This is a genomic window from Kitasatospora sp. NPDC001547, from assembly GCF_042894165.1.
In the GTDB taxonomy this organism is placed as follows: domain Bacteria; phylum Actinomycetota; class Actinomycetes; order Streptomycetales; family Streptomycetaceae; genus Kitasatospora.
Window position 1 is genome coordinate 48,238 of record NZ_JBIAVL010000010.1, and the last position, 14,318, is coordinate 62,555.

The following is a 14,318-nucleotide window of genomic DNA, read 5'->3' on the forward strand; positions in this document are numbered from 1 at the left end:
AGGGTCAGGGCGCCGCGAACCGGGCGCCCGACTCCAGCGCGGTGGTGAGGCGTCGGCGCAGGGCGGCCGCTCCGGGGCCGCCGCCCGCCTCCCGCAGGAGCGCCGCCAGGGCGGGCCGCTCGGCCGCGATCCACCGGGCGGCGCCCGTCCGGTCGTCGAACCGCTGGGGGCGGACCCCGGCCCGCGGGGGCGGCAGCGGCACACCACTGCCGGCGTCCCCATCGCGGTCACCGTCGCCGTCGCCGTCGCCCTCGCCGTGCGGCACGAGCAGGGCGACCGCGGCGGCCGCGCTGTACAGGTAGTACTCGGACAGCCGGGCCCGGGCCTCGGCCAGGGCGTCGTCCCCGTCCACGCAGTGGGCCAGTTCCGCCGCGCGACCGCGCAGCAGCCCGTGGCAGGCGTACCGGCCGGGAACCCGTTCCACCGCCATGCTGCGGTCCACGAGTTCGGCCAGGTGCACCCGGGCCGACCACGGATGGGTACCGGTCAGACTGGTGACGACGGGCAGCGAGAAGTCCGGCCCCGGGTACAGGCTGAGCAGCCGGAACAGGGCCGCCGCGCCGCTGCTCAGCGTGTCGTAGCTGCGGGAGAAGACGCTGCGGAGGTCGGTGCGGGCGTCGTGGCTGGAGAAGGCGACCAGGCTGTCCCGGTTGTCGCGGAGCTCCTGGGCGAGCGCGCCGAGCGGGAAGTCCGGGCGCGTCAGGGCGCGGGCGGCGACCACGGCCAGGGCCAGCGGGAGTCCGCCGCACAGCCCGACGATCTCCTCCGCCGCCGCCCGCGCGTCCGCGACCCGGTCCGCGCCCAACCGGTGTTCGAGCAGTTCCAAACCCTCCGGCCCGGTCATCGGAGCCAGCGCCAGCAGCCGGGCGTCGTCGGTGACGGCCAGCCCCTCCAGTCGGCTGCGACTGGTGACGACCGTCAGGGATCCGGGGGCGCCGGACAGCAGCGGACGCACCTGCTCGCAGTCCCTGGCGTCGTCCAGGACGATCAGTAGTCGACGGCCGGCCAGTGTCCGGCGGTAGCGCGCGCCCAGCTCGGCCGTGCTCGCGGGCGCCGGGTCCGGGCGGGCGCCGAGCGCGCCGAGCACCTCGGTCATCGCGGCGGCGGGGGTGAGCGGCGGCTGCGCGCTGTGGTGGCCCCGGAGGTCGATGTGGATCTGCCCGTCGGGGAAGCGCCCGGCGACCAGGTGCGCCCAGTGCAGGGCCAGCGTCGACTTTCCCACGCCGGCCATCCCGCAGACGGCCACGGTGGTGGGCGCCGGGGCCTGTCCGCCTTCCGGAGTGAGCGCGTCCAGGCAGTGGTCCAGGACCGGACGGCGGCCCGCGAAGGGCAGGTGCACCGGGGGCAGTTGGGCGGGCCGCACCACCGGACCGGCGGCCCGCTCCGGCCCGTCCGCCGGCCGTACGGCCTGCCGGCGCAGCACCTGCTGCCGGGCGGCACGCAGACCGGGCCCCGGCTCGACCCCCAGTTCGTCGGCCAGGGTGCGCCGGATGCTCTCGAACTGCTGGAGCGCCTCGACCTGACGGCCGGTCGCGGCCAGCGCGGCGACGATCCGGGAGTGCAGCGCCTCGTCGAAGGGGTGGCAGTCGACGGCCCGGCGCAGCGCCGTCAGGACCTCGTCGGTCAGCGCGGGCGCCGAGGCGAGGACCACGTCGGCGGCCTCCTTGGCGGTCGCGACGTACTCGTGCCCCGCCGCGGTGAACAGCGGGTGCTGGGCCACGGACGTGCCGGCCGCGATGGTCGGCCCGTGCCACAGGCCCAGTGCCGCCACGAAGTCCTGCGCGCCCCGCTCGGCGGCGCCGGCCCGGACGGCCTGCTGCGCCTGCGCGCGCAGGGCGCGGAAGCGGAGCAGGTCCGAGGCGGAGGTGTCCACCAGCAGCCGGTACCCGTCCGCGGCCCGCACCAGGTGCTCCGCCTCGGTGCGGCTGCGCAGTCCCGGCTCCAGGGTCCTTCGCAGCGCGCCGATGTGACGGTGCACCACGTTGACGGCGCTGGGCGGCGGATCGTCGTCCCAGAGGATGTCCACGGCCTCGCTCAGGGTGATCGGCCCGGGCGCCCGGAGCAGCAGCAGTGCGAGCAGCGCCAGGCGCTTGGGGGGCCCCAGTTCCAGTTCCGTGGTGCCGCGGGTGGCCCGCACGGCGCCGAGGATCGAATAGCGAACCGGTGCGTCCATCTCGGGTTGACCTCGCAGTCCTTCCGCGTCCCGCCGGGGTGAGCAGCGGCCCCCTCCATAACCATTCTGGGGGGTTATTCATTCGTGACCGTCTCACCCCCCGGCGCCCACTGTCAAGCCGCCCCCGTCGCCGGCGTCCGCCCCGGCCAACGGCGGAGCGCGCTCGGGGGAACCATGGGACGCGCGTTTCGGCGAGGGGTTGCCCGCGCTCCACCTGGCGGCCTCGACCGCCGGTTCGGGATACACGGACCGCGCGGGCGGGTACCGCCGTCGCTCCGACCGTCCGACCGTCCGACCGCCCGACCGACGGAGTCGCGACGGCCGGCCGGCTCGCCGACGGCGGTGCGGTGGTTGTACGGCCGGCCTGTGCGGCCTGCCCGCCGGATCAGGCGTCGATCGGGGTCAGCCCGGGGTAGACGTCCTGCCAGCGGTAGCGGCGGCAGCGGAGGTGCCAGAAGGCGAAGGCCTTCATGTACCGGTCGAGGTGCGGGCGTTGCTCGTCGGTGGCGAGGTCCAGGATGCGGCGGTTCGACGTGTGGCGCGGCCACACGGCGGCCTTCTACGGCATGCCCGGCGGCGGCGTGCAGGAGTGGCTCGACAAGGCGCTCAAGCCCGCGGCACTCGGCACCAAGGACTACAAGATCGACGTCCTCATCGCCGAGGGCTACCTCCAGGTCGTCGACGACGACCAGTGCGTGGTGACACCCACCGGCGCCTGACGGACCGGCGGGCCCCCGGGCCCCGGGGTGCGATGGGCCAGGTCGAAGGTCGTGATCGTCCGGAACGCGTGGCTCGGTCCGCGGTACGGGCCCCGGTGGTAGCCGAGGGCCGTCCTCCTGCCGGTCAGCCGTCGGCGGTGACCGTGCCGGTCACCGCCGACGGTGTCGGGCAGCGGCTCGTCGCGCTGCTCACCCAGGGGTCCGGAGCGGTCAGAGGCCCCTGGTGTCGGTCGGTGCCGCCTCACCGAGCACGGCGAGGGTCAGCACCTTGCCGGAGATGCCCCAGCCGCCGTCGGCGACCTCCTCGACCAGCACCATGGTGTTGTTCCGGGCGCGCTCGCCGTAGAGCTCGACGTACAGCTCGGTGACGCGGGTGACGATCTCCTCCTTCTGCTCCGGGGTGAGGGTCTTCTCGGGGACCTTGAAGTTCGCGAAAGGCATGGCCGGCTGTTCCTGCTCTCAAGGGGACGTCATGGAAGGGGATGAGCACCGCTGACTCCAGTGGTGGACGCGGCAGGGCCGCGGTCCCGCCGCCGCCCTGCTGCGACCTCAACGATCGGCCGGTCCCCCGCCCCCAGCCAGGGTGGCGTCCACCCGGGGGGTGCCACCCCCTGGCTACGGCCCGGCGCGCACGCGACCATCAAGGGGTGAACCTTCCAGAACTCGGCGCCTTCCTCCGGACGCGCCGTGACCGCATCCGCCCCGCCGAGGTCGGTGTCTCCCCAGGCCCGCGCCGGCGCGTTCCCGGGCTGCGCCGAGAGGAAGTCGCCCAGCTGGCAGGGCTGTCAGCCGACTACTACACCGAGCTGGAACGCGGTGGTGGAAAGCACCGCGTCCAGCCCTCGACCCAGACCCTGGCCGCCCTGGCCCGGGCTCTGCGTCTGAACGGCGACGAGCGCGACCACCTGTTCCGCCTGGCCGAACGGCCGATCCCGCCGTCGGCCCACGGGCCGTCGGCACACGTGCAGCCCGCCTTCCTCGGACTCCTGGACAGGCTGTCCGACACCCCGGCGCGCGTCATCACCGACCTGCACGAAACCCTGGTGGAGAACGACCTGGCGCTGGCCCTGTTCGGCGCGTCCCCGGCACACCGCGGCCCGGCGGCGAGCTTCGTGTACCGCTGGTTCACCGATCCGCAGGCACGCGAGAGGTACCCGCTCGAGGACCACCCGCACCACTCCCGGGTGTTCGTGGCCGACCTCCACGCGGCGGCCGCCCGACGCGGCAGGGACGCGGAGGTCACGAAGATGGTCGCCGTGCTGTGCCACCGGAGCCCGGAGTTCGCGGCCCTCTGGAACACCCGTGACGTCGCGGTGCGCCGCATGGACCACAAGAGGATCGTCCACCCCGCGCTCGGCGTCATCGAACTCGACTGCTACAGCCTCCTCAGCGAGGACGGACGCCAACGCCTGCTGTGGTTCACCGCACCGCCCGGAAGCCGGGGTGCCGAACAGCTGGAACTGCTGTCCGTCATCGGGACCCAGGACCTCGGCGTCACCGGGGACCCGGCCCCGGAGAGGGTGCCCGCGGCCGAGTCCGGACCGCAGCGCTGACCCGCACCGGAGACGGAGGGCCGTGTCTCGTCCTGCGGGTGCGCCGACGTCCCCACCGGTGCATCGGTCATCCCCTGTCAGCGCATGCCTCCGCCTCCGCCAGGTACCGCGCCACCGGCCCCAGCGTCAGCAGCCCGCTCGCCCCGCCCGCGTGTTCGGTGCGGGCGGGGCGCAGGGCTGTGGCCGCGCGGGCGGCGACCGGGCGCTCGCCGAGGCGGGCGGCGGCGTGGGCGGTCAGGCACCAGAGCGCTTCCTGCATGTGGTCGGGGGGTGGTTCGGGCGCCGAGGTGAGGGCGGTCCGGGCCTCCTCGGCGCGGTCGCGGGCGAGCAGCACCAGGGGCTGGGCCCAGGAGCGGTAGGGGCCCCAGTCGAGAGCGGGGTCGGTGGGTGCGGGACGGCCGTGCAGGAGGCGAAGGCCCAGGAGGGCGAGGGCGAACAGGCCCCGGTGCAGTCCCGGCATGCCCGCCGTCGCGGCGAGGGCGTCCTCGGCGGCGCGGTAGTGCGCCGCGGCGGTGGCGGCGGTCGGTCCGCCCGGTTCGGCGCTGCGGGCGGCCGTGGCCCGGGCCCGGAACCAGGCGGTGAGGACGGGGACGAGGGAGGCCTCGGTGCTGACGGCGAGCCGCTCGGCGGCCTCGGCGTGTGCGGTCGCGGCGTCGAGGTCGCCGAGGGCGGAGGCGGACTGCAGGCGGATGAGCCGACCGAGCACGGCGAAGTTCGGCAGTGCGTGCCGGGTGGCCAGGTCGAGGATCTCGGCGCCGGTCACGTCCCGGGCCGCCGCGAGCCCGGGCCGGGTGAAGGACTGGAGGAACACGCCGTTGAGGGCGAACACCAGCAGGGCCGGGTCACCCAGTTCCCGGGCCAGTGCCTCCGCTTCGCGCGCCGCCCGTGCGGCGCGGGTGAGCGCGGTGCCGGACAGATCGGCGCTGCGGCTCTCGACCGCGACGGTGGCCAGCAGGCGGGCGCGCAGTTCGGCGGGGCCGCCGGGGCCGAGCGCGGTGAGCGTGCGCTCGGCCGCCTCCACGACGGCGCGGGACTGCTCGGGGTCGTCGGCCCGGCTCCAGAGGGCGGGCACGTCGTAGGCGCCGATGACGCGGGCGGTCAGGGCGACGTCTCCGGTGCGCTCCGCCGCCAGGACGGCGGCGAGGCGGTCGCGCCGCGAGTGGACGAGGGCGTCGCCCCCCGCCAGGGCCAGGGTGCGGGCCAGCTCGACGGTGGTGCGCGGGCCGAAGCGGGTGGCGGTGGTCCACACGGTGCGCGGGGGCTGGAGCGTCGTGGCCCCGTGGAGGATGTCCGTCTCCAGGCGCCGCAGGTCGGGGCCGGGGTCGAGCCCGAGCTGGTCCACCAGCATCGTGCGGGCGCGGCGGAGGGTGGCCAGCGCGTCCGCCTGACGGCCCGCCCGGTGCAGTGCGCGGGCCAGCAGTCCCCAGGCCGGCTCGCGCCAGGGGTGTTCGGTGACGTGGGCGCCGAGTTCGGCGACGAGCTCGGCCCCTGAACCCGCGTCGAGCAGGAGGCGGGCGCGCACTTCCGTCGCCTCCAGCCGCAGCTCCTCCAAGCGGGTCCGCTCGCGCCGGGCCCACGCGGAGCCGGTGACGTCGGCGTAGGCGGGGCCGCGCCAGGCCCCGAGGGCCGCTTCGAGGTCGGTCAGCGCATCGGGCGCGCTCCTGGCGCGGGCCAGGGCGTCCTCGAACCGGTGGGCGTCCACGTGGTCATGTGGCAGGCGCAGCGCGTAGCCGGGGCCTTCGGTGACGAGGACGCGCGGTGGGGTGCGGGGTGGCCGCTCGGGTTCGAGGGCGCGGCGCAGCGCGGCGACGAACGTGCGCAACGCCCCGACGGCGCGGTCCGGCGGCTCGGCCCACAGGTCGTCGACGAGGGTGTCGGTGGCGACCATCCGTCCCTCGGCGGCGACGAGCCGGGCGAGCACCTCGCGGTGGCGGGGCCCGCCGAGGTCGACCGGGGTGCCGTCGTCGTGGAAGGCCCGCACGGCACCGAGTACGTCGATTCGCATGCCTTCCATCTTCCGCGTCACGGGACCGCGACGTCGACGCGTACTGATCGGCTGCTGATCGCCGTCGCCCATGCTCGTTCCGTCAGTCCTCGGACCGGGGCTTTCGCCGGTCCGACCCCAGGAAGGAACCCTTCATGACGCTCGCCATTCCCGGCTTCGACCGTCTCCGCCTGCCCGGTGCGGACGGCGTGGAGCTCGCCGCCTCCGTCGGCGGCAGCGGCAGCCCGGTCGTGCTGCTGCACGGCTTCCCCCAGACCCACCTGATGTGGCGGCACGTCGCCGAGCGGCTCGCCGAGGAGCACACGGTGATCTGCCCGGACCTGCGCGGCTACGGCGCCAGCGACAAGCCGGCGGCCACCGGACCCGAGGTGTACTCCAAGCGCACCATGGCCGCCGACGTCGTGGCCCTGGCGGCGGCGCTCGGCCACGAGCGCTTCGCCCTCGTCGGCCACGACCGCGGCGCCCTGGTCGCCTTCCGGGCGGGCCTGGACCACCCGGAGACCGTCACCCACCTGGGCATCCTCGACGTCGTGCCGACGCTCGACATGTGGAACGTGCTCCACGGCGTCCCGGCGGCGGTCGGCTACCACCTCTTCCTGATGGCGCAGCCGCCGGGGCTGCCGGAGACGATGATCGCCAACAGCGCGGACGCGTTCTTCGGCTCGTTCCTCGACGCCTGGGCGAACGACCCGGCCGCCGTGCCGGCGGAGGTGCGCGCCGAGTACCTGCGGGCGAGCGCCGCGGCGGTGCCGTCGATCGTCGCGGACTACCGGGCCTCGGCGGGCGTCGACGTCCTGCACGACCAGGCGGACCTGGACGCCGGGTCGCAGCTGGCGATGCCCGTGACCGTGGTCCAGCAGGACTGGGGCGCCCAGCTGGGCTACGACGCCGCCGCGGTGTGGCGGGCGTGGGCGCCGGACCTCGACCACCGGCTGACCCGGGCGGGGCACTTCATGGCCGAGGAGGCGCCTGACGAGATCACGGAGGCGATCCGCGACCTGCTGGTTCGCTGATCCCTCCACCCGGGCCGCGGGAAGCGGCGGGCGAGCCGAGCGCCCCCGGCGCCGGACGGGCACTGGACGGGCGCCGCGATCCGGCGATCCGGGTGGACGAGGGGCCGAGGCGTGGGGGGGGGGGGGGGGGGGGGGGGGGGGGCCCCCCCCCCCCCCCCCCCCCCCCCGACCGGTGTCCCGGCCCGGCCCGGCTCGGCCGACCCGGTGGATCCGCCCGGCCGCGGGCGGGTCCGGAGGGGGCCGCGACCGGGCGGGCGGGGGACGGGTGGCAAGGTGGCCGGAGCGAAGCCGCCGTCGGGCGGGGGCCGGCGAGAGGGGAACGGACCATGGCGGGACGGCAGCGGTTGGCGGCAGGGGCCGTCGTCGTCCTGCTGGCGAGCGGGCTGAGCGGGTGCGGCGGGGGCGGCGACACGACCGCCACGCCGTCCGACGGCCCGAGCACGGCCAGCGCCACGCCGTCCACCGCCTCGCCGAGCGCCCAGGCCAAGCCGACCGACCGCTCCCCGCACGGGGTGCTGCTCTCCGCCCAGCTGGCCGCGCAGACCGCCCGCCGGGCCAAGGTCAGCTACCGGCTCGGCGCGGACGCCGGCTCCGGCCCGCTGTTCTGGCAGCCCAAGACCGCGCTCCAGATCAAGCGCTCCACGCCGGCCGAGGCGGAGCAGCTGATCGTCGTGGACACCGTCGCCTACCAGGGCGGCGACGCCGCCACCGCGGCCCGGCAGGGCGGGAAGCACTGGGAGCGCTTCACCGTCCCGCCGGCCGCGGACGGCCGCAAGGAGATCCCGTACGCCGGGCTGATCGACCTGCTGAACCCGGTCGAGGCGCTGACCGCGGCCACCGCCGAGGGGACGGAGCCGGTCTTCGTCGGCGAGGAGAAGTTCGACGACTCGACCGTGGGGCACTACCGGGTCACCACCACCGCCGAGAGGTACGCGGCCGCCCAGACCCAGCTGACCCAGTCCCGCCGGGACGGCCTGCGGGCCGCGCTCGCGCCCGGCGGCTCGCTCTCGCTCACCCTGGACCTCTGGCTCAACGACAAGGACCAGCTGGTCCGGCTCCAGCGCACCGGCAACGGGGACAGCGGCCGGGCGGACGACGCGGTGCTCTACACCGACCTCGCCGGGGCGCTGCTCTCGGCGCAGGCGCCGGCCGAGACGGACACCGTGGACACCGGCGTCCGGACGGTCTCCCCGCTGGCCCGCTGAACCGCGGCCCGCCGGACCCACCCCGGCGGACCCCACCCCGCCGTCCCGCCCCCGTCGGGCCGCCGGGCCGAACCGGAGGGCGATTTGCTCCCGGCCGACGGCTCCGGTTACTGTTGCCGAAGCCAAAGACCGCTGGTTGTCATCACGCGCCCGTCAGGGAGCAGATGGCCGAAGGATCTGCGCTTCGTCGCAGGCAGCCCGCGCAGGTGTGTCTGGAGCTTCGACTTCCGGGTCCGCGTTCGCGCGGCTGCCCGTCGAGGTCGTTCCGAGCCCCGTGCCCCTGCGCACCGGGGCTCGTTGCATTTCGCAGGAGCTTTCCTTCCGTCCGGTCGGTCCACGGCGACCTAGGTCGACTTTCGCGGTCGGCCCGACTTCGACATCACGGAAGGAGGCGTAAGCCTATGGCCAGGCCCGACAAGGCTGCTGCCGTTGCCGAGATCACGGACAAGTTCCGTGGCTCCTCCGCGGCGCTGCTGACCGAGTACCGCGGTCTCTCGGTGAAGCAGGTCAAGACCCTGCGTCGCTCGCTCGGCGACAACGCCGAGTACGCCGTGGTGAAGAACACGCTGACCAAGATCGCGGCCAATGAGGTCGGGATCACGGAGCTCGACGACCTGTTCAACGGTCCGACGGCTGTCGCCTTCGTCACCGGTGACCCGGTGGAGTCGGCGAAGGCTCTGCGTGACTTCGCCAAGGAGAACCCCGCTCTCATCATCAAGGGCGGTGTCCTTGACGGCAAGGCGCTGTCCGCCGATGAGATCAAGAAGCTCGCGGACCTCGAGTCCCGCGAGGTGCTGCTCGCCAAGCTGGCGGGTGCCCTGAAGGCCAAGCAGTCCCAGGCTGCCGCGCTCTTCCAGGCCCTGCCGTCGAAGCTCGTCCGCACTGTGGACGCGCTGCGCGACAAGGTCGAGCAGGGCGGTGCCGGTACGCCGGCTCCCGCCGCCGAGGACGCCGCCGCCGAGTAGTCGGCAGGCTAACGCCTCGCTGCGGGCCCGTGCCCGCCCAACCCGTACATACGGCACCACCTGCCGATTTAGTGGAAGGACGCCATCATGGCGAAGCTGACCCAGGACGAGCTGCTCGCGCAGTTCGAGGAGCTCACCCTCATCGAGCTCGCTGCCTTCGTGAAGGCCTTCGAGGAGAAGTTCGACGTCACCGCTGCCGCCCCGGCCGCCGCCGTCGTCGTTGCCGGTGGCACCGGTGGCGCCGAGGCCGCTGCCGAGGAGCAGGACGAGTTCGACGTCATCCTCGAGGCCGCTGGCGACAAGAAGATCCAGGTCATCAAGGAGGTGCGCACCCTGACCTCCCTCGGCCTGAAGGAGGCCAAGGACCTCGTTGACACCGCTGGTGCCAAGGTCCTGGAGAAGGTTGCCAAGGACGTTGCCGAGAAGGCCAAGGCCGCCCTCGAGGGTGCCGGCGCCAAGGTCACCGTCAAGTGATCCCGCGCCCCCTCTGAGGGGGCGTACGGCCGGGCCGATCACCCTTGCGGGTGGTCGGCCCGGCCTTTTCGCGTTCCCGGCCCGGGGCGGCCCGCGGGGCCGTTGCGCCGACCGGCCGGTACGGCCCCCGGTGTGGCCGACGGTGCACTCGGCACCGTCGGTGCCGGGGGGTATGGTGATCACCGTCGTCGAGGGCGGCCCGACCACGGCTTCTGTAACGCCGAGCGGGTCCGGGCCGATAGACGGGTCGAGGTCCGCGCCGCCGGCGGGCCCTTGACGAACCTGGCGCGGCGCGCGATTCTCGAGGCGCGAGTCCGCCCGGTTGGTTCGCCGCTGGATGCATAACCAGTGGCCCGGCGGGAAATGACTCCACGTGAGTTAGAGCAGTACCCGGTGGGCGCCCGCGCCCGCCGGCTACCGGGAGGAGTCTCCGATTCGGTCTCCGAATCAGAGCTGGACAGCAGTGTCGCCATTGGCTACACTGTCCCTTTGCGCTGCCTGTTAGCTGCTCCGTGACTCGTCGCCCGGAGTTTGCGTTGCCCTGAAGGGGTCTGGCACCGCCTCCGCAAAGCGGCTCTGACCTGGGGTTCCGACCCCGGCGGAGGCCAGTGGCGAGGGAGGCGGCACCAAGCCCAAGCAGGCCCGGCTGGTACGCGCGTAGTGAGCTCCGAGCCCTCGGAAGGACCCCCCTCTTGGCCGCGCCGCGCAACGCCTCGAACAATTCCGCCGCATCCACCGCCCCGCTCCGCGTCTCCTTCGCGAAGATCAAGGAGCCCCTCGAGGTCCCCAACCTCCTGGCCCTGCAGACCGAGAGCTTTGACTGGCTGCTCGGCAACGCGGCCTGGAAGACCCGGGTCGAGCAGGCGCTGGAGTCTGGTCAGGACGTCCCCACCAAGTCCGGTCTGGAGGAGATCTTCGAGGAGATCTCCCCGATCGAGGACTTCAGTGGGTCGATGTCGCTGACCTTCCGCGACCACCGTTTCGAGCCGCCGAAGAACTCCATTGACGAGTGCAAGGACCGCGACTTCACGTTCGCGGCCCCGCTCTTCGTCACGGCCGAGTTCACCAACAACGAGACCGGTGAGATCAAGTCTCAGACGGTCTTCATGGGCGACTTCCCGCTCATGACCCACAAGGGCACGTTCGTGATCAACGGCACCGAGCGTGTCGTCGTGTCGCAGCTCGTCCGCTCCCCGGGTGTGTACTTCGACTCCACCCTGGACAAGGTGTCCGACAAGGACATCTACTCCTGCAAGGTCATCCCCTCGCGTGGTGCCTGGCTGGAGATGGAGATCGACAAGCGCGACATGGTCGGCGTCCGCATCGACCGCAAGCGCAAGCAGTCCGTCACCGTGCTGCTCAAGGCGCTCGGCTGGACCAACGAGATGATTCTCGAGGAGTTCGGCGAGTACGAGTCGATGCGCGCCACCCTGGAGAAGGACCACACCCAGGGCCAGGACGACGCGCTGCTGGACATCTACCGCAAGCTGCGCCCGGGCGAGCCGCCCACGCGCGAGGCCGCACAGACGCTTCTGGAGAACCTCTACTTCAACCCGAAGCGCTACGACCTCGCGAAGGTCGGCCGTTACAAGGTCAACCGCAAGCTGGGCAACGCCGAGTCGCTGGACTCCGGCGTGCTCACCGAGCCCGACATCATCGGTGCGATCAAGTACCTGGTGAAGCTGCACGCGGGCGAGACCGAGTGGCGTGACGACGAGGGCCGCGACATCGTGGTCGAGGTCGACGACATCGACCACTTCGGCAACCGCCGCCTGCGCAACGTCGGCGAGCTCATCCAGAACCAGGTCCGTACGGGTCTGGCCCGCATGGAGCGCGTCGTGCGCGAGCGCATGACCACCCAGGACGTCGAGGCGATCACGCCGCAGACCCTGATCAACATCCGGCCGGTCGTCGCCTCCATCAAGGAGTTCTTCGGCACCAGCCAGCTGTCGCAGTTCATGGACCAGACGAACCCGCTGTCGGGCCTGACCCACAAGCGCCGTCTGTCCGCGCTGGGCCCCGGTGGTCTGTCCCGTGAGCGGGCCGGCTTCGAGGTCCGTGACGTGCACCCCTCGCACTACGGCCGCATGTGTCCGATCGAGACCCCCGAAGGCCCGAACATCGGTCTGATCGGCTCGCTGGCCTCGTACGGCCGGGTCAACGCGTTCGGCTTCATCGAGACGCCGTACCGCAAGGTCGTCGACGGTGTGGTCACCGAGAAGGTGGACTACCTCACCGCCGACGAGGAGGACCGCTACGTCATCGCCCAGGCGAACGCGCCGCTGACCGCGGACCTGCACTTCGCCGAGCCGCGCGTCCTGGTCCGCCGCCGTGGTGGCGAGATCGACTACATCCCCGGCACCGAGATCGACTACATGGACGTCTCGCCGCGCCAGATGGTGTCGGTCGCGACCGCCATGATCCCGTTCCTCGAGCACGACGACGCCAACCGCGCGCTCATGGGCTCGAACATGATGCGCCAGGCGGTGCCGCTGCTGAAGAGCGAGGCTCCGCTGGTCGGCACCGGCATGGAGTACCGCTGCGCCGTCGACGCCGCGGACGTCATCACCGCCGAGAAGGCCGGTGTCGTCCAGGAGGTCTCGGCCGACTACGTCACCGTGGCCAACGACGACGGCACGTACACCACGTACCGCGCCGCCAAGTTCACCCGCTCCAACCAGGGCACCGCCTTCAACCAGAAGGTGCTCGTGGACGAGGGCGCCCGGGTCGAGGCCGGCCAGGTGCTGGCCGACGGCCCGTGCACCGACGAGGGCGAGATGGCCCTCGGCAAGAACCTGCTCGTGGCGTTCATGTCGTGGGAGGGTCACAACTACGAGGACGCGATCATCCTGTCGCAGCGCCTCGTCCAGGACGACGTCCTCTCCTCGATCCACATCGAGGAGCACGAGGTCGACGCCCGTGACACCAAGCTCGGCCCCGAGGAGATCACCCGGGACATCCCGAACGTCTCCGAGGAGGTCCTCGCCGACCTCGACGAGCGCGGCATCATCCGCATCGGCGCCGACGTCGTCACCGGCGACATCCTGGTCGGCAAGGTCACACCCAAGGGCGAGACCGAGCTGACCCCGGAGGAGCGCCTGCTCCGCGCGATCTTCGGCGAGAAGGCCCGTGAGGTCCGCGACACCTCGCTGAAGGTGCCGCACGGTGAGTCCGGCAAGGTCATCGGCGTCCGCGTCTTCGACCGCGAAGAGGGCGACGAGCTGCCCCCGGGCGTGAACCAGCTGGTCCGCGTCTACGTGGCCCAGAAGCGCAAGATCACCAACGGTGACAAGCTCGCCGGCCGCCACGGCAACAAGGGTGTCATCTCCAAGATCCTCCCGGTCGAGGACATGCCGTTCCTCGAGGACGGCACCCCGGTCGACATCATCCTCAACCCGCTGGGTGTCCCGTCCCGAATGAACCCGGGACAGGTCCTGGAGATCCACCTCGGGTGGCTCGCCAAGCAGGGCTGGGACGTCTCCGGCCTCGCCGACGAGTGGGCCCAGCGCCTGCAGGCGATCGGCGCCGACACGGTCCAGGGCGGCACCAACCTCGCCACCCCGGTCTTCGACGGCGCCCGCGAGGACGAGATCACCGGTCTGCTGGACAACACCACCCTCACCCGTGACGGTGAGCGCCTGGTGAACTCCACGGGCAAGGCCCGACTGTTCGACGGCCGCTCCGGCGAGCCGTTCCCGATGCCGGTCTCGGTCGGCTACATGTACATCCTCAAGCTGCACCACCTGGTCGACGACAAGCTGCACGCCCGTTCGACCGGTCCGTACTCGATGATCACCCAGCAGCCGCTCGGTGGTAAGGCGCAGTTCGGTGGTCAGCGCTTCGGTGAGATGGAGGTGTGGGCCCTCGAGGCGTACGGCGCTGCCTACGCGCTCCAGGAGCTGCTCACCATCAAGTCCGACGACGTCCTCGGCCGGGTCAAGGTCTACGAGGCCATCGTCAAGGGCGAGAACATCCCCGAGCCCGGCATTCCCGAGTCCTTCAAGGTCCTCATCAAGGAAATGCAGTCGCTCTGCCTCAACGTGGAGGTGCTGTCCTCGGACGGCCAGTCCATCGAGATGCGGGACTCCGACGAGGACGTGTTCCGCGCCGCCGAGGAGCTCGGCATCGACCTGTCCCGGCGCGAGCCGAGCAGCGTCGAAGAGGTCTGACGGAGGTTGGGCCGGCCGCACCCGCGGCCGGCCCGCCCCCAG

The 14,318-nt window shown here is 72.8% G+C and carries 11 protein-coding genes; 7 read left to right on the forward strand and 4 right to left on the reverse strand.

The window, feature by feature from the left end:
* Positions 1–4: 4 nt before the first annotated feature.
* A complete protein-coding gene (locus ACFY0X_RS19610; RefSeq protein WP_387756263.1) occupies positions 5–2,173 on the reverse strand; it encodes a BTAD domain-containing putative transcriptional regulator in 2,169 nt (722 codons plus the stop codon).
* A gap of 385 nt (positions 2,174–2,558) precedes the next feature.
* The gene (locus ACFY0X_RS19615) at positions 2,559–2,723 is read right to left on the reverse strand and encodes a hypothetical protein (protein ID WP_387756265.1); all 165 of its coding nucleotides are present in this window, start codon (positions 2,721–2,723) and stop codon (positions 2,559–2,561) included.
* On the opposite strand from ACFY0X_RS19615, the gene ACFY0X_RS19620 reads away from it, so the two are divergent.
* Positions 2,707–2,892 carry a hypothetical protein gene (locus ACFY0X_RS19620; protein WP_387756267.1) on the forward strand — a complete coding sequence of 62 codons (186 nt, stop codon included), beginning with the start codon at positions 2,707–2,709 and terminating at the stop codon, positions 2,890–2,892. The genes ACFY0X_RS19615 and ACFY0X_RS19620 overlap by 17 nt on opposite strands.
* Before the next feature lie 210 nt (positions 2,893–3,102).
* Here ACFY0X_RS19620 and ACFY0X_RS19625 read toward each other — a convergent pair whose 3' ends face one another.
* Positions 3,103–3,333, reverse strand: coding sequence for a tautomerase family protein (locus ACFY0X_RS19625; protein ID WP_387756269.1), 231 nt, complete (start codon positions 3,331–3,333; stop codon positions 3,103–3,105).
* 206 nt (positions 3,334–3,539) lie between these two features.
* Here ACFY0X_RS19625 and ACFY0X_RS19630 point away from each other — a divergent pair, with 206 nt between their 5' ends.
* Positions 3,540–4,445, forward strand: coding sequence for a helix-turn-helix domain-containing protein (locus tag ACFY0X_RS19630; protein WP_387756271.1), 906 nt, complete (start codon positions 3,540–3,542; stop codon positions 4,443–4,445).
* Between the two features lie 67 nt (positions 4,446–4,512).
* On the opposite strand, the gene ACFY0X_RS19635 is transcribed toward ACFY0X_RS19630, so the two are convergent.
* Positions 4,513–6,450: a BTAD domain-containing putative transcriptional regulator gene (locus ACFY0X_RS19635; protein ID WP_387756273.1), complete on the reverse strand. Its 1,938-nt coding sequence runs from the start codon at positions 6,448–6,450 to the stop codon at positions 4,513–4,515.
* Between the two features lie 134 nt (positions 6,451–6,584).
* Between ACFY0X_RS19635 and ACFY0X_RS19640 the strand changes: the two genes are divergently transcribed.
* The 5 genes from ACFY0X_RS19640 to rpoB all read left to right on the forward strand — a co-directional run bounded on the left by ACFY0X_RS19640 (position 6,585) and on the right by rpoB (position 14,276).
* Complete coding sequence (locus tag ACFY0X_RS19640) at positions 6,585–7,463, forward strand: alpha/beta fold hydrolase (protein WP_387756275.1); 879 nt, start codon at positions 6,585–6,587, stop codon at positions 7,461–7,463.
* Positions 7,464–7,789: 326 nt separating this feature from the next.
* On the forward strand, positions 7,790–8,668 hold the full coding sequence (locus tag ACFY0X_RS19645; RefSeq protein ID WP_387756277.1) for a hypothetical protein: 879 nt from the start codon (positions 7,790–7,792) through the stop codon (positions 8,666–8,668).
* A gap of 401 nt (positions 8,669–9,069) precedes the next feature.
* The gene (gene rplJ, locus ACFY0X_RS19650; protein ID WP_045693068.1) at positions 9,070–9,633 is read left to right on the forward strand and encodes a 50S ribosomal protein L10; all 564 of its coding nucleotides are present in this window, start codon (positions 9,070–9,072) and stop codon (positions 9,631–9,633) included.
* An 87-nt stretch (positions 9,634–9,720) separates the two neighbouring features.
* On the forward strand, positions 9,721–10,107 hold the full coding sequence (rplL, locus tag ACFY0X_RS19655) for a 50S ribosomal protein L7/L12 (RefSeq protein WP_387756279.1): 387 nt from the start codon (positions 9,721–9,723) through the stop codon (positions 10,105–10,107).
* 692 nt (positions 10,108–10,799) lie between these two features.
* Positions 10,800–14,276, forward strand: coding sequence for a DNA-directed RNA polymerase subunit beta (gene rpoB, locus ACFY0X_RS19660; protein WP_387756281.1), 3,477 nt, complete (start codon positions 10,800–10,802; stop codon positions 14,274–14,276).
* Positions 14,277–14,318: the final 42 nt, after the last annotated feature.